The sequence below is a fragment of the Chryseobacterium sp. A321 genome (assembly GCF_054489265.1).
The window spans coordinates 1,728,746-1,747,708 of record NZ_JBTMWZ010000001.1; the positions used below are offsets into that span (position 1 = coordinate 1,728,746).

Sequence of the window (18,963 nt, forward strand, 5' to 3'; positions counted from 1 at the left end):
AGTTAATCCCCATCTCAAAATCAAATATTTCTCTGAAACCAAGCCATGTAGCGAAAGTGTCGTTAATTTTTTGTACCTTTGCAGATAAATTACAAAGCGACGGTTACTTTATGCTTTTACCGAGGAGTAAATCTTAATAGCCACTTTTCAGTTTTCAAATTTTTAGCTGCAACTTTTTAATTTAAACTTTAAGAGAACTTAAAGTACAGTTTGTGCAAATGTGCAAACTATAAACAGCTCTCTACTTCAATGAAACAAAATACAATATAATATATGTCAGATTCTTTCTCTAAAAAGGAAAATTTAAAAAAGAAATTACAGAAACAAAAAGAAAAAGCACTCAAGCGTGAGGAGCGTAAAACTCAAAACAACAAAGGAAAAGAGCTTGACGACATGCTTCTTTATGTCGATGAGTTTGGTCAATTAACCTCTACACCGCCGAGCCAGCAAGAAAAAATCGAAGTATCTCTAGAGGATATTCAACTAGGAGCGGCTCCAATTGAAGCGGAAGATCCAATCAAAACAGGAATTGTTACTTTCTTAAGTGACAAGGGTTATGGTTTTATCACGGAAAATGATACGAAAGAAAACATTTTCTTCCACTTGAACAACGTGGAAGGAGAGCTTAAAAAAGGAAACAAAGTACGCTTTGAAAAAGAACGTTCACCAAAAGGATATTCTGCCTTAAACATCACGATTGTTAAGCAATAATTAAAAGGGTAGGGATCTACCGCTTTATAAAACTATATAAGCCTCATTCGAGGCTTTTTTTAGCTCCCTACTTGAAAAAAATCATCCATCCACCAGCAGAGCCTTCGAACCCCGTACTCTAAAACTAGCTTTTAGTTCACTTCTTGCTCCTTAATGTTTTCAGGTAAAATTGAATTTTCAAATTTTGGGTTCTCAAATTTGTAAATGCTTATTTCGCCTGATTCTTCATAGTAGGCATATTTGATTTCGGATAAGTACTCAATTCCCTGCTGCCGAAGAAGCATGTAGACTTCGTTTTCATCAATGTCGTCTAGCTTAAAATTCTCTTTCAAGAGCTGACCGTTTTCTACCAATTTGGTCACTTTGGGGTGAGTGAATTTTCTGACCGGTTCGTATTTGATTTCAATCGAAACGTAAATTTTTTGAAAAAGCGCAATGAGCGTAATGACCGAAAGGGAGACCGCTAAAGGAATGGAAGGATAAAAGGTGGCATCCCCCACAGAACTTCCCATTGCGACAATGAGTAGGATATCCGTACTCCCAATACCACCCACCACACGCTTTCCAATCCATCGAATCATTAAAATGGTATAGGTCATAATGACAAACACTCTCAAAATGATTTCGAGATAAATCTGGATTCCAAAATCTCCAAAAAACATTTTTTCAAGATCAAAAGTGTATTCGCTAGCTTCTATCATACTTTGTGTTTTTATTTAATTCAACGGGTAATTCTAACCCTTTGGGCTTAGGTTTTCTAAGGCATCCAATAGATCGATTCCTTCTCCGAGTACAGGTTTAAACAGATCTCCCTTCTTTTTAATTCTCTCAAGTGCGCTGTGAATCGTAAAATCGGTAGGGCTTAATCCTGATTTTACTTCGTTCCAATTGAGGGGCATAGACACAGGCGCATGGGGTTTAGGACGAACACTATAGACGCTAGCCAAAGTCTGTCCGAATCGGTTCTGCAAGTAGTCTAAATAGATTTTTTCTTTGCCTCGTTTTTTCAAATTTCTTTCTAGTGTGGTGAGCTCGGGGAGGAGCTGATTTACTTTCTGCATCAGGATATGGGCGAAGTTTTTCACTTGTTCAAACGAGTACTTTGCTTCCATGGGCAAATAGATGTGAATGCCCGAACTTCCTGAGGTTTTAGCGTAGCCTTTCACCTTCGAAAGATCAAGCACTTCTTTTACCGCCATGGCGGTTTCAATCACATGCTCGAACGTATTGTTCTCGGAGGGATCTAGATCCAGTGCTAACCACGTAGGGGTATGCAAATGATCCACAGTCGAATTCCAAGGATTTAAATCAATGCATCCTAAATTGTTTAGATAGGCTAAGTCTTCTTTTGTGTTGCCTATCAGATACAGATTGTCCTTATCGTTAGACTCAGATAAAATAGAGACCTTGTCCATCCATGTGGGCGCCTCCTTTCCCGCATCTTTATGGTAAAAGTTTAATTCTTCGATGCCATTTGGAAATCGGTTGAGCGATTGAGGCCTATGCTTTAAATGAGGTAAAATGTACTCCGCTACCGATTGGTAATACGCAATCAAATCGCCTTTGGTAATGCCACTTTCGGGGAAATAGACTTTCTTTTGATTGGTAAGTTTTACTTCTCTCTTTGATTTCGTTCCTTCCAAGAGTTTACTTGTCCTTGCATTCGAATCCTCAAATTCTTCTAAATCTTCAAGATCCTTGTCCGCTCGGATGCCTAAGTAAACCGGATGACGGAAGATTCCCTTCTTCGTTTTTTCTGTGAATTTAATCTCGCAAATAAGTTCGGGGCGAAGCCAAGTAGGTTTGCCATTGGTTTTCGGTACTTCTTCAAAAGGACACTCGTCCGTTTCAAGCGGTCTAAAGACTTCCCTTAAATTCTTTAACGTGTCGTCTTTAAACCCCGTACCTACGTGACCACAAAAGCAAAGCGCTCCTTTCTCATAAATCCCCATTATCAAGGAACCAAAATAGGAGCGTCCTGCTTTAGGCTCTGTATAGCCACAAATGAGGACTTCCTGTGTTTTGTGAAATTTGATTTTAAGCCAGTCTTCTGTACGAATGCCTTCTAGGTATAGGCTGTCCATTTTCTTGGCAATCATTCCTTCGAGTCCCAGGGTCTCTACTTGCTTAAAAAAATCTTTGCCTTTTTCTTCTACATGATCGCAGTATTTAACCACCTCATTTTCAATCAGGGCTTCTTTTAAAAGTTCCTTTCTCTCGATAAGAGAAAGCTTCTGCGTAGAATGTCCGTTGAGCCAAAGCAAATCAAATACTTGATAGCTAAGGGCGAGTTTCGAGTTTTGAACTTTGTTTTGAAGGAGTTGAAACTCCGGTTTGCCCTCCGCATTGAAAGCCACAATCTCCCCGTCCAAAACCATAGGGTATTTTTGATCTTCTAATGCCTTGACTATTTTTTCAAAGGACGCTGCGTAGGAGATTCCATTGCGCGAATAGAGTTTTATTTTGTCTTCTCGTAAATCGGCAATCCCACGGTATCCATCCCATTTGATTTCAAAAAGCCATTTTTTATCATCGAAGGCACGCTCACCTGTTTCTGCAAGCATGGGGGAAATATAACTAGAGAATCTTTCGCTAGCGGTAAAAACAGAACTAAAGTTCTTAACGGGCGTTTTTTTTTGAACCTTGCTCGCTTTTCCTGTGCTCGCTCGATTCAATTCTCGCTCGCTCACTTTCGAGTCCTTCGCTGCAAAATCTTCTGCATTATATCCCTGGGTGGCAAACGTATCGTTATGCTTAATTAAGAGCCAGGCATTTCCTTCTTTTGAATTTTTAATTTTCACAAGGGCAAATTCCCCTTTCAATTTCTGTCCGTGCAAATTTATCTTTATGGATCCGGATTGCAGTTCTTCAAGTAGTGAGGCCTCCTTGCTTTTTCCTTTCTTCGTATTTAAAGGCTCATAGGTTCCAGAGTCCCAAATTTCCACTTCGCCAGCGCCGTAGTTTCCTTTCGGAATCGATCCTTCAAAATCCTTGTAACTGTAGGGATGGTCTTCCGTTTGCATCGCTAGCCTTTTGTCCTGTGGATCTAAGGAAGGGCCTTTAGGAATAGCCCAACTCTTTAGAACGCCCTGCATTTCTAAGCGAAAATCATAATGCAAGCGGGAGGCAGAATGCCTTTGGATGACAAAAATAAGGGAGTCGTCCTTCTTTCCCTTACCGCCCTTAGGTTCGGAGGTCTGAGAGAAATTTCGCTTTTTATGATATTCTTCTAAAGGCATATTCTAGGAGGCTTTGCTGTCTTTGGATCCTTTTAAACTGGCTTTTAGTTGCGCCATTAAATCGACCACTTTTCCGGTTTCTTCTTTCTTCTCGGTCACTACTTTCGATGATTTTCCTTTTGCTTTCTTCTTGATGATTTTCATCAAATCCAAAGAGTAGTTGTCCTTAAATTCAGAGGGGTCAAATTTGGCTGAAGTTTGTTTGATTAAAGAAATGGCCATCTTTAATTCGGCGGCTTTTGGAGCTTTGTCTTTTGGGATTTTGAGTTCTTTGTAGTCTCTGATTTCCTGAGCGAATCGAAGACGATTCACGATTAATATCTTTCCTTCATACACACGGATCATACCAAAGATTTCTTTCTCCCGCATCACGAAAGTTCCAACCCCCGCCATTTTGGTTTTTAATAACGCCTGGACCAAAAGATTATAAACATTCTCTGCATTTTTTTGAGGCTCTAAAAAATAGGGGACTTCAAAGAGTACAGAATCGATTTCTTCTTCTTTCACAAATTTTTCAATGGCAAACGTTTTGGTCTTTTCTGGATTTGCAGCTGCAAAATCTTCCTCATCTAAAATCACATAGGAATCTTTAATCAAAAATCCTTTCGTGATGTCTTTCCATTTTACTTCTTTTCCTGTATTTTCGTTAACCCGCTTGAATTTAATGTTTGAATGATCTGTTTTGTCGAGCATATCTAAATCCAGCGTGCTGTCTTCTACTGCAGAATACATTTTTATGGGTATGTTTACTAACCCAAAGCCAATGGCACCGTTCCAAATTGATTTCATACTTTTTGCTTTATGTAAATTTAGTAAAATGCTTTGATACAGGATCCTGCGCTTAAAATATGTATCGGCAAAAGACCCTTTCTATCCGCATAGTCACTTTCTTATTACCCTTTTAAGTCAAGCCTTTTTGTTTTATCTACTTTAAACCCCACAAGGAAAGGGATTCAAATTTCGATTTGTCGTTCCATTTCTAGTACTTAAAACGTAAAAAGGGTAGAGCTTTGTTATTTCCTTAATACTTCCTACAACAAACGGGCCTTTTGCTTTATAAAAATACCTATTTGTAGGTATTTTATTGAGAATGTGAAAACTATACATTTGAATGTTTATTTAAGGCAGGGCTTTTCTTATATCCTGACGTCAGGGAGCTAAGTCCAAATTTCTAACGATTTAAAATTTAAACTATGTTAAAGATGCTATTTAATTTTGCACTGGCTTTTGTTGTATTGCAAAGTGCAGAACGTTGTGATTTTGCCGACTGGCTAGGTGAAGATTTTGCCGAGGGTGTGGAACAAGAGAAAGTGGACAATTCCACCTACACTTACAGATATAAGTGCGCGGTTGGAAGTGAGAATTCCGTTGAAATTCCAAATCGACTCTCCGCCACTTGTAAGAAGAACTGGGAGTTTTTTGCTAGAACCTACGGTTGTAACGAAGCCGACGATTTCGCAAAAGCCAACTCTCTAAAAGCTCAGTGTCCATGAGAACTTTAACGATTTTGATATTCTCTTTTCTACTAGGAATGGGTCAAATCCATGCGCAAGCCAGTCTCTCGAAAGGAACCTTTTCTATGGAGGGAGGGAATTACGTCTTAGATGCTGAATTGAAAGGCGGTAAACTTATCGTTTACGAACCCAATCGAACGACTCCCTATACACTACTTGCTGGCAATAAATACCAGTACTATCACGATAAATTTCAAAAGACGTATTACGTAGAAATTGTCGATCCTAATACTTTGCATTTTACCTCTTCTAATACCCAGGATACCTCCGTACTAAAACGGATGAATGCAACGGCTATAGTCACTTCAGGGGATGAGCATGATAAGTACATGGCGATCGCAGAAAAGTACCAAGCGTTGGCTGCAAATAAATCGGACGACGATCCAGAAGTGCAGGCTTACACATTTTGTGCAGCAAGTGCCCTTAGTGCAGCGATGAAAACTGAAAAAGAATTTCATGAATACGCACGACAGGCTGCCACAGTTTTAAAACAAATACTGGTCAATCCCAATAAGAACCCTTGTACGGATGCGATTCCCGATTTGGTATGGAAAAAAGCTGCCCTTTAGGCAGCATACAAAGTACTTAGTTTTTCAAACTAAATTTGGTGGTTTTGAAGCAGTCTGTGGTGGGCTGCTTCTTCTTTTTTGAACTAATTTTAACTGCAATGAGAGAGCGCATTTGGTTCAAAAGGGATGAGCATTACTTTTGAAATGGAAAAAAGCGAATAAATTTTAATAAATAGCTATGATAACATTTACGATACGAGCACATTTTGCGTCAAAGCATTCGGTACTCAGGCTCAGTAGACCTAAGGGGTTAACGAATTCGCACTCTCAATTCTTTTTTCCTGAGGGGTAGGATAATACTTCTTTTTAAGCCATAGGCTTACTCTCACTAGGGCGATTAGTACAGGAACTTCTACCAAAGGTCCAATGACCCCTACAAAAGCTTGTGGGGAATGGATTCCGAAGACGGCGATTGCAACTGCAATGGCTAATTCGAAATTGTTTCCCGTAGCCGTAAAGGCAATCGACGCATTTTTATCGTACGGAAGCCCAAGGGATTTGTTAACCCAGAAGCTTACGAAAAACATGAGTACAAAGTAGAGAATTAAAGGGGTGGCTACCTTAAGCACATCCATTGGCAATTCTACTATTTTGTCTCCTTTGAGACTAAACATGAGTACAATGGTAAAAAGCAGTGCATACAAGGTTAGAGGCGATATTTTCGGGATGAATTTCCGTTTGTACCATTCAATACCTTTGGTCTTAACAAGAATATAGCGACTTACAAACCCTGCTACAAAAGGAATTCCTAAATAGATGAGTACACTCTGCGTAACCTCTCTCATCGAAACGCTCACCTCGAATGTCCCTAAACCAAGCTTGCCAGGTAGTATGTTTATAAACAACCATACTAAAAAGCTGTAGGTAAACACTTGGAAAATACTGTTTAAGGCAATTAAGAGCGCCGCGTATTCACGATTGCCCTTTGCTAAATCATTCCAAACAATCACCATCGCGATGCATCTGGCTAGTCCAATGAGGATAAGACCTATCATATAATCCGGTTCGTCTCTCAAGAAAAGGACCGCAAGGGCAAACATCAAAATAGGTCCTACAATCCAGTTAAGAAGTAGAGAAATGCTAATCGTTCTTTTATCCTTTAATGCCATGGGCAGTAGGGAATAATCTACCTTAGCCAGGGGTGGATACATCATAAGGATTAGTCCAATGGCTAGGGGAAGGTTGGTGGTCCCAACCGATAAAGAATCCGTGATTTGAGAAACGGCAGGAAAAAAGTGACCGATTCCAATACCGATCCCCATCGCAAGAAAGATCCAGAGTGTAAGGTAGCGGTCTAAAAATTTTAATTTAGGTTGCATTCGCTATTTAATTTTTGAAAAGACATAAAACATTTCACTTGCGATCTGCAAACTTCTATCGGCGTAGACTTGCGATTGCTCTGGAGTTGAATCCGAAATTTTAGGATCTTCAAAGGGAATCCCAATCCTTTTTTCTGCCCCTGCAATAAAGGGACATGCCTCTTCTGCCTGTGAACAGGTAAGGATCGCTGCAAAGGAGGAAGTCGGATTAAACGCACTGTCGTACTTTTTAGAAAACCCCAGGATAGGCAAGGAATTGGCCTCAAATTTTATCGCGTAAACAGGGTTACTGCCTTCCCCAATTTTAAAAGCATCGAAGCCTTGGTTTAAAAGGGTTTCTGCTACTTTCGGATATAAGGCCGTTTCTTCTGTGCCTCCGGAATAGCAGGCCACTTTTTCAATTTTGAAGTGTGCGGCCGCGGCTTGCGCCCAAACTTGCGCCAAATGGCTTCTTCGGGAATTGTGAGTGCAAATGAAATTTAAGTTTATTTCCTTTTTCTCATCTGTTTTTTCCTGAATGAAATCAATCAGAGGTTGCAATTTAGTTCTGCGCTCCGCGCTGCTGAGCTGCTCAAATTGCAGCTGCTGGATTGTCTTTTCTAAGTTTGTGTTCATGGGAATAGGGTGGATTAACAGCAGCCTGAATTGGGTGAGCAGCTGGAGGTTGTATTCACGGTAAGTTCAGATAAATTTTTGCGTACTTTCTCCGTCGGGATTCCACAAGCCTCCTGAGCAAGGCATGCGGTTAATTTGTTTTTCAAAATGAAGGTATTGCCATCGAAATCTAAATCGTATTTTCCGATCGTACCGTCTTGGTATTCAACTTCAATCTCGGAATCTTCAATACCTAATTTTTCTTCTGACAAATTAATGATGCTTAGCAGCTTGCCCGGTTTTAAAAGATGCTCAAAATCATCTGCATTCCACAGCTGAAAGTTGATCGTTTTCTCCTTTCTAATGACGCCACCACAGTCAATGAAGTTCTTTTGAATTTGTCCTACTTCCGTGACGTGAAAATGCTCAGGAACGAAGGTTCCATTTTCTAATTTGAATTGCACATTCTCTAAAGTGGGTAAAATGGCTTTGATTTCAGATAGTTTCATGATAATTTAAATTTCTGTTTAATAAAAGATAATTGAAGGGCTACTTTTTTATATCAAGAGGTCATTGAGAGTATAGTGGATGAATTGGAATCTAACAACACGCATCCACATCGACGTTTTGGTCGAAGAATCCATTGATTTGCGCCTGAAACTTTTTCCAAACTTTTTCGTCGATACAATAACAGACCGATTTCCCCTCTACAGAGCCTTTTATGATTCCTATGTTTTTTAATTCTTTTAAATGCTGTGAAATTGTAGCTTGAGCTAAACCCAGTTCATCGACCAAGTCATTGCAAATACAAGCTTTTTGATTGATGATATACTGTAGGATGGCGATCCTTCCCGGATGAGCCAAGACCTTGAGTAGAGTGGCGAGCTTGTTTTGCTCTTCCGTATATAGATCTGTTTTCGTAATTCCCATTGTATGTATTTTGATATTGCAATATTACGATGATAATTGAAATAACAAAAGAAATTTTTACATTTTTTACGGATTGAGATTAATGTAGCCAAAAGGGGCTAATTAGAAAAATCCAGTTTCTTTGTTGATTAAAGTCTTTGAATTATATATCCTTAGTGATGATATTCAAAACTTAAAGATAGTAAAAACAACGATTTACAAAATGGTTCTTAGAAATAATAAAAAAAAGTAACCGCTATTGGAAGCCATATCTAAGAAATGAACTGAAGGCAGTGCCTTGCAACTTATATCTACTAGTCGATTATAGGTAGGGAGCCTTACGATCTTAAAATCTTTTCCATTGCCTTCCCTTTAGCCAATTCATCGATTAGTTTATCCAAATAGCGAATTTCTCTAGTTAGCTTTTCCTGAATTTCCTCCACGCGGTATCCACAAATCATACCTGTAATTTTTGAAGCATTCGGGTGGATTTCTGCTTTAGAAAAGAATTCCTCAAAACTGGTTTTATTCTCAAGATGAACCTGCAGAGTTTTCTTATCAAAGCCAGTCAGCCAAAAGATAATCTCATCTACTTCAGCCTGCGTGCGTCCTTTCTTCTCCGCTTTTTGAATGTAATGCGGGTAGACCACTGCAAAAGGCATTTTGTAAATTTTTTCTTTGTTTTTCTCGTGCATTGTACGCTAGGTTAGTTGGTATATGTATTCTTCAATCTCTTCTTGTCGTGCACTGGCAAACCCTTTGTCTCTTCCAATTTGCACAAAACCTGCCTTTTCTACTGAATCCGTACCAATAAGTCTTTGGAGGGTCTGGATCAAGACAATAGACATGAAAAAAACCAGAGCAAAGCAAGAAATTTATAGCACTAAAAAAGGACAGTATGTTTGACAGTCCTGGTGTTTTTATTGAAGAATAATATACGGATTGATGTTTAGTTTTTTATGTAGATTCTTGGCAACCTGTAAGGTAGGTTCACTTTTTCCCGAAAGATATTCGCTGACTCTGGAAGCACTTACACCAATAAGGTCTGCCAATTTTGCCTGTGTAATATCCATTTCGTACATACGGAGTTTGATAACGTCATTTAAAGACGGTGGTTCAATCGAGTAATGTTCGGTTTCGTATTCTTCCACCAAATCAGTCAAAAGGTCAAGCTCCATATAATCCGGATCCGTTGGAGGTGTCTCATCATCTACAATGTCAATCAATACGTCTATTTTTTTTAGAAGCATCTTGTACTGGGATTCTGATTTTATCCGTACCATATTATTTTTTTTTAAATCGTTTTACAATCAATTTTATCATATTCTTTATGTGTTCCGATAAACCTTATGTACATCATTTGTGGGGTAAAAAGAATTTTGACAACCATTCGGAAATCATTTCCCTTAATGTTAAAAACATACCTTTTGTTCCCGACATAATCTACACTGTTCACATCTTTTTTAATATCATTCAATCCTTTCCATTGAGCTGATTTGCTTGTTTTATACCAACTTTCCAATGCGGTTTTGGAAGTAGGATGAAGATGATAAAAATCCCTAATTGTTTTAATAGCAACAATCCTCATATAAAGAATTTATACAGCAAAGTTAAAAATTAAATTCCAATATATAGAATTAAGTTATAAAAATCAAAATAATATGAAAACATTTTCATTTCTAATATCACTAACAGGGATTCTTTTGATATGTGATCAGTAGAGTAGTAGACGGGGTTAAAAGTATAAATTTATAGGATTTCCAAGCGAAGGAAGCAAAAACTGATGGCTTCTTTTTCTATGCAGGTGCAAGCGTATACTTTGCTTGTTCTAAAATACAAAGCCCATGGCGCGAACGTCTTCGTTCTTTCTTAGGGCAGCAAAATACAGGGTCTGCTCTGCACCTTGCTCAGTTGAGGGAATATTTTCCAAAGCAAATCGAGCGGGTTTTTCTTCAAAAGAAAAATTATAGACTTTGAGCTTCGTCTGATAGGTTTCAAAATTCGCAGTGATGGCGATAAGTTCAAGGCTCTCATATTTTGAAAGAGAGGGGAGAAGAAGGGAGGTTTCAAAAAGATCTTTTGAAATCTTTAGGGATCCCTTAGGTCGAGGCATCTTTCCAAACTCAAACTCTCGTAACATTGTCTTACCTAGTTCCGTTTTCAGACCTCGGTAAACGCGCCGATCTCCTTTCGGAGTTAGAGCATCTAGATCTTTGATGAGGGTCATTACCTTTGCAAATTTTTGATATAGATATTTGTCCTCAGCAAAGGCCATATAGTCCCTAAGGGCTTCTCTTATCATTTTTCCAGACTTGGAACAATGTCCAAATTCAGAACTGTTCTGGCGAACCGCTGCATAGCTTTCCTTTTCTTCGTAGGAGGTTTTGTTAAATCCACTTTTACGACGAACCACATTTACGCCATTGAGTTGGTAGTAAACCAAATCTCCAATAGCGCCCTGGATTTCGATGGAACTTTTGTATTTCGCCATAAATGAATTTGCAAAAGAATTCAAATGTATAGATATTTTTAATTTTGACCTAATTATAGTATAGTTAATTTATAGTTGTAGTATAATCTATATTTCAATATATTTTCTATATTTGTAGAGAAAAGAGACTGGAATTTTGCTGCTCCTTTTTTAATTAAAAACCTTTCTGTGATGAATACACTCTTGCAAGCTCCAAAAGAAAACCTACTTAAATCCTTTGTTGGACTTACCCTAATAGCTTCTGTGGCTATTTCGTGTGGTACTTCTTCTCGCGCCGTGGGTCATAATCCGGTAGAGCGAGAGATACCTACGAAAACGGTAGAAAGGTCGAGTGGTCTGAGGCATTTAGAATCAAAATATGCCGGAAAGAATTCTTCTCAGGTAGAGGATCTACTGAAAGATGCGCATAAATACCTCGGAGCTCCCTACAAATACGGAGGGGATACGTCCTCAGGCTTTGATTGTTCGGGCTTCACTCTAGTCGTTTTTGAACAGAATGAATACAAATTGCCAAGACGCTCTTCGGATCAGGCCCTCACTGGAGATCCCATTGAGATTACCCAGGTGAAACCTGGAGATCTATTGTTTTTTGCTACAGGCGGAGGCTCAAGAGTTTCCCACGTAGGCATCGTGCACGATATTGGTGGCGATGGAGAAGTGAAGTTTATTCATGCTTCTACTTCAAAAGGAGTTATTATTTCCTCTCTAAACGAGACGTATTGGAACAAAGCCTACTTGCACGCTCAAAAAGTGCTTTAGAAATCTATACTTTCAATTACTTCCTACTTATTTCCAATTGAATTTGATCCTTTTTCAAGAAATGAAGAGGCAAGGTTTTTTAATCACAGCTTCTTTCCCTATTTTTGTTCTCAATTAATTACTTAATTTAAAATGAGTTTACAAGAAAGAATCGAATCGATCTGGGATAACCGCGATTTGTTGCAACAAGAAGAGAGTAAGGCGCTAATTAGAGAAGTGATTTCTTTATTAGACAAAGGTGAACTTCGTGTCGCAGAACCTACGGAAAAAGGATGGCAGGTGAATGAATGGGTGAAAAAAGCAGTTGTAATGTATTTCCCGATTCAAACCATGGAAACGATTGAAGTGGGACCTTTTGAATTCCACGATAAAATTCCACTCAAAAAAAATTACGCAGCAAAAGGGGTGAGAGTCGTTCCTCATGCAATTGCTAGAGAAGGAGCTTATGTAGCCTCTGGAGTCATTATGATGCCTTCTTATATTAACATTGGTGCGTATGTAGATTCCGGAACCATGGTCGATACTTGGGCAACGGTAGGAAGCTGCGCACAGATTGGTAAAAACGTACACCTAAGTGGTGGTGTGGGAATTGGAGGCGTTCTTGAACCGCTTCAAGCTGCACCTGTTATCATTGAAGACGATTGTTTCGTAGGATCTCGCTGCATCGTCGTGGAAGGAGTTCACGTAGAGAGGGAAGCGGTTTTAGGAGCCAATGTGGTTCTAACGGCCTCTACCAAAATTATTGACGTAACCGGAGACGATCCCGTCGAGTATAAAGGACGAATTCCTGCACGTTCGGTTGTAATTCCAGGAAGTTACACCAAAACATTTGAAGCGGGAGATTACCACGTGCCTTGTGCACTTATTATTGGCCAGAGAAAAGAATCAACCGATAAGAAGACTTCGCTTAACGACGCTTTAAGAGAAAACAACGTGTCTGTTTAACAGACCCAAGCTTATAGAGTAAAGTGGGTGCTTTTCTTGAAAGTATCCACTTTTTTTTACGTTATTTGTGGACTAATTCTATTTTGTTCGAAAGAAAATGAAAATTGCCTACGACGCGAAACGATTTTTTCATAACGCTTCCGGTCTTGGAAACTATTCTCGAGATCTCATCCGAATTCTTGCCCGTACGCCCAAGGAAAATCGCTATCTCTTGTATGGTAAATCCATTTCCGCACGAGGAGCGGAAATTCTTGGTAACTCCAAAGTAGAATTTAGATCCATTGGAAACGGAAAGCTCGCAAGGCTATTTCTGATGGGCAAATTAGCCCAGAGAGAAAAAGCGGATCTCTTCCATGGACTTTCTGGAGAACTCCCGATTCGATGGGAGAAGGAGCCCATCAAAAAGGTGGTGACCATACACGATCTTATCTTTCTAAAATTCCCTCAGTATTATTCCTTCTTCGATCGAAAAATCCATTATTGGAAATTTAAAAAAGCAGCAGAGCAGGCCGATTTAATCATTGCGATCTCCAACCAAACCAAAACGGATATTCTTTCTTATCTACCGGTGGATTCCCAAAAAGTACGGGTGGTCTATCAAGGATGCCACAAGGCATTCAAATGTGATATCCCACTACAGATTCTAGATAGCATTCAAGAAAAATACAAGCTACCTAGAGAGTTTCTACTGAGCGTAGGAACGATTGAAGAGCGAAAGAACCTTTTAGGTGTCATCGAGGCCCTTAAAGAACTTAAAGAAATCGAGATACCGCTTATCGTGGTAGGAAAACCCACTGCGTACCAAAAAAAGGTTCAAAAAGCGATAAAGCGTTATGGACTAGAAGACAGGGTTCATTTTCTAACGGGCGTAACCATGGAGGATTTAGCCTGTATTTATCGTCTCGCAAGCGTGTTTGTGTATCCAAGTTTTTATGAAGGGTTTGGCATTCCTGTCATCGAAGCCCTCTATAGCGGAACCCCCGTGATCACAAGCAACAACAGTTGTCTACAAGAGGCCGGAGGCCCTCATTCTCTTTATGTAGACCCGTACAGCAGCAAAGACATTGCAGCCAAGCTTCGCTATTTGTGGAGTCTGGAATCGGAAAGGAAATTGCGAGCAGAAAAAGGATTGGAATATGTTCAAAAGTTCTGTGATGAGACCATTGCTTCTCAAATGTTCGAGGTCTATCAGGAAGTTCTTGAGTCCTAAGGAAGGTCTTGCGTTTTGCTCTTTGCATTCGCTAAAATAGACTTCGCTACTCGAGCCCCTGAACTGAAACAACCCTGCAATAAGTAGCCCCCTGTGGGCGCTTCCCAATCTAGCATTTCTCCTGCGCAGTACACAGAAGCACACTCTTTCAATTCTAACGTAGGCGCTAAGGAAGAAAAGGCCACGCCTCCTGAGGTAGAGATCACTTCGTCGATCGGTCGATAGCCAAGAACTTCTACTGGAAAACTTTTAATGTGTTTTGTCAGAATTACGGGATCTAGATAACTTGTTTTATCAAGCGTCTTTAAAAGATTAAGAGCGGTTGTGGATAGTTTTAATTCTCTTTTAAGAATGGGACTCATCTTGGGCGCCTCTTTTAACAGGTTTAAGATTTCGGATTCGGATACACTCGGTTTTAAATCAAGAGTAAGAACGAGTGGAAATTCTCGGTGCCTTGTAAAGCGATTCATATAGTAAATAGAACTTCCTTCAATGCCGTATTTTGTAAATACAAGTTCCCCGATTTTTGAGGTGGATTCAAAAGAAACCTTCGTGTTCTTCAAATACTGACCTTGGAGGGTATGAAACGTAGCTTTCGTTTCATAGCCAGAGTTTGCAGACTCAAGCGGGATGATTTCAATCTTTTTTTCCTTCAGAAAAGAAATCCACTGGGCATTAGAACCGGTCTTCTTCCAAGAGCCTCCTCCTAAGGCTAAAACAAGATGGCTAAACTCTACGATCGTTTGTTTCCCTTTGTTCTCTAAGTATACTTTAGAGTTCTCAAAACTTACAAATCGATGCTCGTAATGAATCTGGACACCAAGTGAACTTAGTTTTTCTAACCAAGCGTTTAGAACCTCAATGGGTTTAAAGTTTTTGGTGGGAAAAATTTTGCCTGAACTCCCTACATACGTTGAGATTCCAATCTCGCCAAGCCACTGCGTGACTTGGTCATTGTCAAAGTCTTTCACGATCTCTTGCATTTCAAGGCGGTCGTATTGGGTGACAAAAGTGTCTATCGGTTCAGAATGTGTCAAATTGAAGCCTCCTTTTCCTGCCACAAGAAACTTGCGTGCAGCGGCCTTGTTTTGCTCATACACATGGACTTTTTTACCCTGAAGGGCAAGTTGGTAAGCGGCCATAAGTCCTGCAGGTCCGGCGCCAATGATCACAATGTGTTTTTCGTTCATGCTTGTGCAAAAGTAAGCATTTCTAAGAGATGCTTAAAGAAGTAGTCATGGGAAGTAGGAGAGAGTAATGGCAAAAGAGGTCACAGAAAAGAACAAAAAAAATCCTGAACTAAAAGTTCAGGATTCTCTATTGATAACAAAATTTTACATTTATTTTACTTGATCTACAACAGCTTTGAACGCTTCAGGGTGGTTCATTGCTAAATCAGCAAGAACTTTTCTGTTTAGTTCAATGTTGTTCTTTTTAAGAGCTCCCATAAATTGAGAGTATGACATCCCGTGCTCTCTCGCTCCAGCGTTAATTCTGGTAATCCAAAGGGCTCTGAAATTTCTTTTCTTCTCTTTTCTACCACGGTAAGCGTATTGCATCGCTTTTTCCACGGCGTTTTTAGCGACTGTCCAAACGTTTTTTCTTCTACCGAAAAAACCTTTAGCCAGTTTCATCACTTTTTTTCTGCGGGCTCTAGAAGCCACGGCGTTTACTGATCTTGGCATAATTAAATTGTTGTTTTTTTGAAAAGGGCGGCAAACTATTTCATTGCGCTTATTTGCTCCGTTTCAGGGTTAAAATTTTGAATTGGATAATTCTTATAAACCTAAAAAGGGTTATATAAAAACTACTTAATGGCTAATTGACGTTTCACGCTTTTCTCATCCACAGACGCAACATAAGACGTTTGCGTAAGATTTCTCTTTTGCTTCGTTTCTTTTTTTGTTAAGATGTGGCTTTTGTAAGCATTCTTTCTTTTGATCTTTCCGGTTCCGGTAAGAGCAAAACGCTTCTTAGCACCTGATTTCGTTTTTAATTTTGGCATTTGCTTAGTATTTGTTGTTATCAATATTGAGTTTGCAAAATTACGAAATATTTTGATACCACTGGCGATACCATGGGAAAAAGAGACCTCGAATCGAAATCTCTTTGTTTGCCCTTTCGTAATTAAGAAGATTTATTTGGCAGGTTTCTTAGGACTCATCATCATAATCATCCGTTTTCCTTCTAATTTAGGCATCTGGTCTACTTTTCCCACGTGCTCTAAATCTTGGGCCAAACGAAGAAGAAGAATTTCTCCTTGGTCTTTGTGAATGATGGAACGTCCTTTGAAAAATACGTAGGTTTTTAATTTAGAACCTTCTTCTAAAAATTTCTCAGCATGTTTCTTTTTGAACTCGTAATCGTGCTCGTCGGTTTGAGGTCCAAAACGGACTTCTTTCACAGTCACTTTTACCTGCTTCGCTTTTAGTTCTTTTTGTTTCTTTTTTTGTTCGTAGAGAAACTTTTTGTATTCTAATATTCGGGCAATGAACGGTTCTTGTTTGTCGGAGATGACCACCAAGTCGAGTTCGAGTTCTCTAGCCATGGCCTGAGCCTTCGCTAGAGGATATACTCCCGGTTCTACGTTTTCGCCCACTAAACGAACTTCCCTTGCGCGGATCTTGTCGTTAATCTGGTGAGCGTCCTCTTGGGGACGTCTCTGTGGGCCTCTACCTCTGTAATGAAATTTCTGTGCTATTGTAGTAAATTTTAAGTTATATTCTATTTTTGTGAACCAAAGCGCTTAGGCTTTCTGTCCAAATTCAGCATTAAATTCAGCTGCTTTTTTAAAGTAATTGATGAACTCTTCCACCGTCATAGTTCCAAGGTCTCCTTCGCCACGACGACGAACAGAAACGGTTCCTGCTTGGGCTTCGCTTTCCCCTACGACGAGCATAAAAGGTTGCTTCGCGAGTTCCGCATCACGTATCTTTTTGCCTGTCTTTTCGTTTCGTTTGTCAATTAGGCCGCTAATATCGTGATTTTCTAGTAATTGTGAAACTTTTTCTGCATATTCCACGTATTTTTCTGAGATTGGAAGCAGAATGAATTGGTCTGGAGAAAGCCACAGTGGGAAGTCTCCTGCCGTATTTTCGAGTAGAATGGCGATGAATCTTTCCATGGATCCGAAAGGAGCACGGTGAATCATCACCGGTCTGTGTTTCTCGCCGTCGTTTCCAATGTAAGTTAGATCAAAACGTTCCGGAAGGTTGTAATCCACCTGGATGGTTCCTAACTGCCAGCGTCTACCTAGAGCATCCTTTACCATGAAGTCAAGCTTCGGTCCGTAAAAGGCGGCTTCTCCGTATTCCACTACGGTGGTCAAGTTTTTATTTTTAGCCGCAGTGATAATCGCGGTTTCTGCTTTTTCCCAGTTTTCATCGGATCCGATGTACTTTTCTTTGTTCTCAGGATCGCGAAGCGAGACCTGAGTTACAAAATCTTCAAACCCTAAGTTTTTAAACACGTACATCACAAGATCAATCACGCCTTCAAATTCAGTTAAAAGTTGATCCGGTGTACAGAATAAGTGCGCATCGTCCTGAGTAAATCCTCTTACTCTCGTAAGCCCATGAAGCTCGCCACTTTGTTCGTAGCGGTATACGGTTCCAAACTCTGCAAAACGTTTGGGTAAATCTCGGTACGACCATTGGCCTACCTTGTATATTTCGCAGTGGTGAGGGCAGTTCATTGGTTTGAGCATGAACTCTTCTCCCTCGTTTGGAGTCTTAATGGTTTGGAAACTGTCCGCCCCGTATTTCTGGAAGTGACCCGAGGTTTTGTAGAGTTCTACATTCCCAATATGAGGTGTCATGACAAACTCATAGCCTGCCTTTTTTTGAGCCTCAGAAAGGAAGTTTTCTAATTTTTTGCGAAGCGCGGCCCCTTTAGGTAGCCATAGAGGAAGACCTGCACCCACTTTTTCAGAGAAGGTAAAGATGCCTAGTTCTTTCCCAAGTTTTCTGTGGTCTCTTCTTTTGGCTTCCTCTAAACGCTCAAGATACTCCGTAAGTTCTTTTTGCTTCGGGAAGGAAATCCCATAGACGCGGGTAAGTTGAGGATTCTTTTCGTCTCCTCTCCAATAGGCTCCCGCTGCATTAAGAACCTTCACCGCTTTCACAATGCCTGTGGAGGGAATGTGTCCCCCACGACAAAGGTCTGTGAAATCCGCATGGGTTACAAAGGTAATTTCTCCGTCGTTTAGATTGGAGATTAATTCGGTTTTGAAAGGGTTGTCAGCGTAGGCTTCTAAAGCCTCTGCTTTTGAAACTGCGTAGAGTTTGAAAGTAGAATTCTGCTTGGCATTTTCAAGCATTTTCTTTTCAATTTTTTCAAAGTCTTTTTCGCTTAAAACTTCTTCTCCAAAGTCTACGTCGTAATAGAATCCATTCTCGATCGCAGGTCCAATGGTAAGTTTCGCTTCCGGATAAAAAGCAAGAATGGCTTGAGCCAGTAAGTGGGCGGAAGAATGCCAAAAGGCTTTCTTTCCCATGGGATCATTCCAGGTTAAAAGCTGAACCGTAGAATCCGTCGTGATTGGGGTAGAGACTTCTACCTGCTGACCGTTTACGATCGCAGAAATAGTGTTTCTAGCCAGTCCTTCGCTGATGGACTTTGCAATCTCGAGGGGAGTAACTTTACTCTCAAATTCTTTTAGGCTTCCGTCTGGAAGTGTGATTTTAACCATGTTCTCGCTTGAA

General features: G+C 39.9%; 23 protein-coding genes. 6 read left to right on the forward strand and 17 right to left on the reverse strand.

Going from position 1 to position 18,963, the window contains the following annotated elements:
• Positions 1-273 precede the first annotated feature (273 nt).
• Positions 274-711 carry a cold shock domain-containing protein gene (locus tag ACX3PZ_RS08070; RefSeq protein ID WP_459083956.1) on the forward strand — a complete coding sequence of 146 codons (438 nt, stop codon included), beginning with the start codon at positions 274-276 and terminating at the stop codon, positions 709-711.
• Positions 712-842: 131 nt separating this feature from the next.
• Here ACX3PZ_RS08070 and ACX3PZ_RS08075 read toward each other — a convergent pair whose 3' ends face one another.
• The 3 genes from ACX3PZ_RS08075 to ku are packed head-to-tail and all read right to left on the reverse strand — an operon-like array spanning position 843 to position 4,739.
• The gene (locus tag ACX3PZ_RS08075; RefSeq protein WP_459112471.1) at positions 843-1,412 is read right to left on the reverse strand and encodes a DUF421 domain-containing protein; all 570 of its coding nucleotides are present in this window, start codon (positions 1,410-1,412) and stop codon (positions 843-845) included.
• 33 nt (positions 1,413-1,445) lie between these two features.
• A complete protein-coding gene (gene ligD / locus ACX3PZ_RS08080; protein ID WP_459112472.1) occupies positions 1,446-3,950 on the reverse strand; it encodes a DNA ligase D in 2,505 nt (834 codons plus the stop codon).
• Positions 3,951-3,953: 3 nt separating this feature from the next.
• Positions 3,954-4,739 carry a non-homologous end joining protein Ku gene (gene ku, locus ACX3PZ_RS08085; RefSeq protein ID WP_459112473.1) on the reverse strand — a complete coding sequence of 262 codons (786 nt, stop codon included), beginning with the start codon at positions 4,737-4,739 and terminating at the stop codon, positions 3,954-3,956.
• Between the two features lie 404 nt (positions 4,740-5,143).
• On the opposite strand from ku, the gene ACX3PZ_RS08090 reads away from it, so the two are divergent.
• Both ACX3PZ_RS08090 and ACX3PZ_RS08095 read left to right on the forward strand, forming a co-directional pair.
• Positions 5,144-5,443: a hypothetical protein gene (locus ACX3PZ_RS08090; protein WP_459112474.1), complete on the forward strand. Its 300-nt coding sequence runs from the start codon at positions 5,144-5,146 to the stop codon at positions 5,441-5,443.
• Positions 5,440-6,033, forward strand: a complete 594-nt coding sequence (locus ACX3PZ_RS08095) for a hypothetical protein (RefSeq protein ID WP_459083961.1) — start codon at positions 5,440-5,442, stop codon at positions 6,031-6,033. The genes ACX3PZ_RS08090 and ACX3PZ_RS08095 overlap by 4 nt, the downstream gene beginning before the upstream one ends.
• Before the next feature lie 242 nt (positions 6,034-6,275).
• On the opposite strand, the gene arsB is transcribed toward ACX3PZ_RS08095, so the two are convergent.
• From arsB to ACX3PZ_RS08140, 9 genes are all read right to left on the reverse strand, one after another.
• A complete protein-coding gene (gene arsB, locus ACX3PZ_RS08100; RefSeq protein WP_459112475.1) occupies positions 6,276-7,352 on the reverse strand; it encodes an ACR3 family arsenite efflux transporter in 1,077 nt (358 codons plus the stop codon).
• 3 nt (positions 7,353-7,355) lie between these two features.
• Entirely contained in the window at positions 7,356-7,967 is a 612-nt protein-coding gene (locus ACX3PZ_RS08105; protein ID WP_459112476.1) for a low molecular weight phosphatase family protein, read from the reverse strand.
• 14 nt (positions 7,968-7,981) lie between these two features.
• A complete protein-coding gene (locus ACX3PZ_RS08110) occupies positions 7,982-8,455 on the reverse strand; it encodes a DUF6428 family protein (protein WP_459112477.1) in 474 nt (157 codons plus the stop codon).
• 91 nt (positions 8,456-8,546) lie between these two features.
• Complete coding sequence (locus ACX3PZ_RS08115; RefSeq protein WP_459112478.1) at positions 8,547-8,876, reverse strand: ArsR/SmtB family transcription factor; 330 nt, start codon at positions 8,874-8,876, stop codon at positions 8,547-8,549.
• Positions 8,877-9,193: 317 nt separating this feature from the next.
• On the reverse strand, positions 9,194-9,550 hold the full coding sequence (locus ACX3PZ_RS08120) for a DUF2200 domain-containing protein (protein WP_459112479.1): 357 nt from the start codon (positions 9,548-9,550) through the stop codon (positions 9,194-9,196).
• 6 nt (positions 9,551-9,556) lie between these two features.
• The gene (locus ACX3PZ_RS08125; RefSeq protein ID WP_459112480.1) at positions 9,557-9,703 is read right to left on the reverse strand and encodes a hypothetical protein; all 147 of its coding nucleotides are present in this window, start codon (positions 9,701-9,703) and stop codon (positions 9,557-9,559) included.
• A gap of 72 nt (positions 9,704-9,775) precedes the next feature.
• Entirely contained in the window at positions 9,776-10,138 is a 363-nt protein-coding gene (locus ACX3PZ_RS08130) for a helix-turn-helix domain-containing protein (protein ID WP_459112481.1), read from the reverse strand.
• Between the two features lie 11 nt (positions 10,139-10,149).
• Positions 10,150-10,443, reverse strand: a complete 294-nt coding sequence (locus ACX3PZ_RS08135) for a type II toxin-antitoxin system HigB family toxin (RefSeq protein ID WP_459112482.1) — start codon at positions 10,441-10,443, stop codon at positions 10,150-10,152.
• A 240-nt stretch (positions 10,444-10,683) separates the two neighbouring features.
• Complete coding sequence (locus tag ACX3PZ_RS08140; RefSeq protein WP_459112483.1) at positions 10,684-11,346, reverse strand: hypothetical protein; 663 nt, start codon at positions 11,344-11,346, stop codon at positions 10,684-10,686.
• A gap of 171 nt (positions 11,347-11,517) precedes the next feature.
• On the opposite strand from ACX3PZ_RS08140, the gene ACX3PZ_RS08145 reads away from it, so the two are divergent.
• The 3 genes from ACX3PZ_RS08145 (at position 11,518) to ACX3PZ_RS08155 (ending at position 14,260) form a co-directional block, all read left to right on the forward strand.
• A complete protein-coding gene (locus tag ACX3PZ_RS08145) occupies positions 11,518-12,105 on the forward strand; it encodes a C40 family peptidase (RefSeq protein ID WP_459083974.1) in 588 nt (195 codons plus the stop codon).
• A 132-nt stretch (positions 12,106-12,237) separates the two neighbouring features.
• Positions 12,238-13,050, forward strand: coding sequence for a 2,3,4,5-tetrahydropyridine-2,6-dicarboxylate N-succinyltransferase (locus ACX3PZ_RS08150; protein ID WP_459112484.1), 813 nt, complete (start codon positions 12,238-12,240; stop codon positions 13,048-13,050).
• Positions 13,051-13,147: 97 nt separating this feature from the next.
• Positions 13,148-14,260 carry a glycosyltransferase family 4 protein gene (locus ACX3PZ_RS08155; RefSeq protein ID WP_459112485.1) on the forward strand — a complete coding sequence of 371 codons (1,113 nt, stop codon included), beginning with the start codon at positions 13,148-13,150 and terminating at the stop codon, positions 14,258-14,260.
• Here the strand turns inward: ACX3PZ_RS08155 and ACX3PZ_RS08160 are convergent.
• The 5 genes from ACX3PZ_RS08160 to thrS all read right to left on the reverse strand — a co-directional run bounded on the left by ACX3PZ_RS08160 (position 14,257) and on the right by thrS (position 18,950).
• A complete protein-coding gene (locus ACX3PZ_RS08160) occupies positions 14,257-15,450 on the reverse strand; it encodes a BaiN/RdsA family NAD(P)/FAD-dependent oxidoreductase (RefSeq protein WP_459112486.1) in 1,194 nt (397 codons plus the stop codon). The genes ACX3PZ_RS08155 and ACX3PZ_RS08160 overlap by 4 nt on opposite strands.
• A 150-nt stretch (positions 15,451-15,600) precedes the next feature.
• Entirely contained in the window at positions 15,601-15,945 is a 345-nt protein-coding gene (rplT, locus tag ACX3PZ_RS08165) for a 50S ribosomal protein L20 (RefSeq protein ID WP_194739238.1), read from the reverse strand.
• 122 nt (positions 15,946-16,067) lie between these two features.
• Complete coding sequence (gene rpmI / locus ACX3PZ_RS08170) at positions 16,068-16,265, reverse strand: 50S ribosomal protein L35 (RefSeq protein WP_459083978.1); 198 nt, start codon at positions 16,263-16,265, stop codon at positions 16,068-16,070.
• Positions 16,266-16,397: 132 nt separating this feature from the next.
• On the reverse strand, positions 16,398-16,961 hold the full coding sequence (gene infC, locus ACX3PZ_RS08175) for a translation initiation factor IF-3 (protein ID WP_459084016.1): 564 nt from the start codon (positions 16,959-16,961) through the stop codon (positions 16,398-16,400).
• A gap of 45 nt (positions 16,962-17,006) precedes the next feature.
• Positions 17,007-18,950: a threonine--tRNA ligase gene (thrS, locus tag ACX3PZ_RS08180; RefSeq protein ID WP_459112487.1), complete on the reverse strand. Its 1,944-nt coding sequence runs from the start codon at positions 18,948-18,950 to the stop codon at positions 17,007-17,009.
• Between the last annotated feature and the right edge of the window lie 13 nt (positions 18,951-18,963).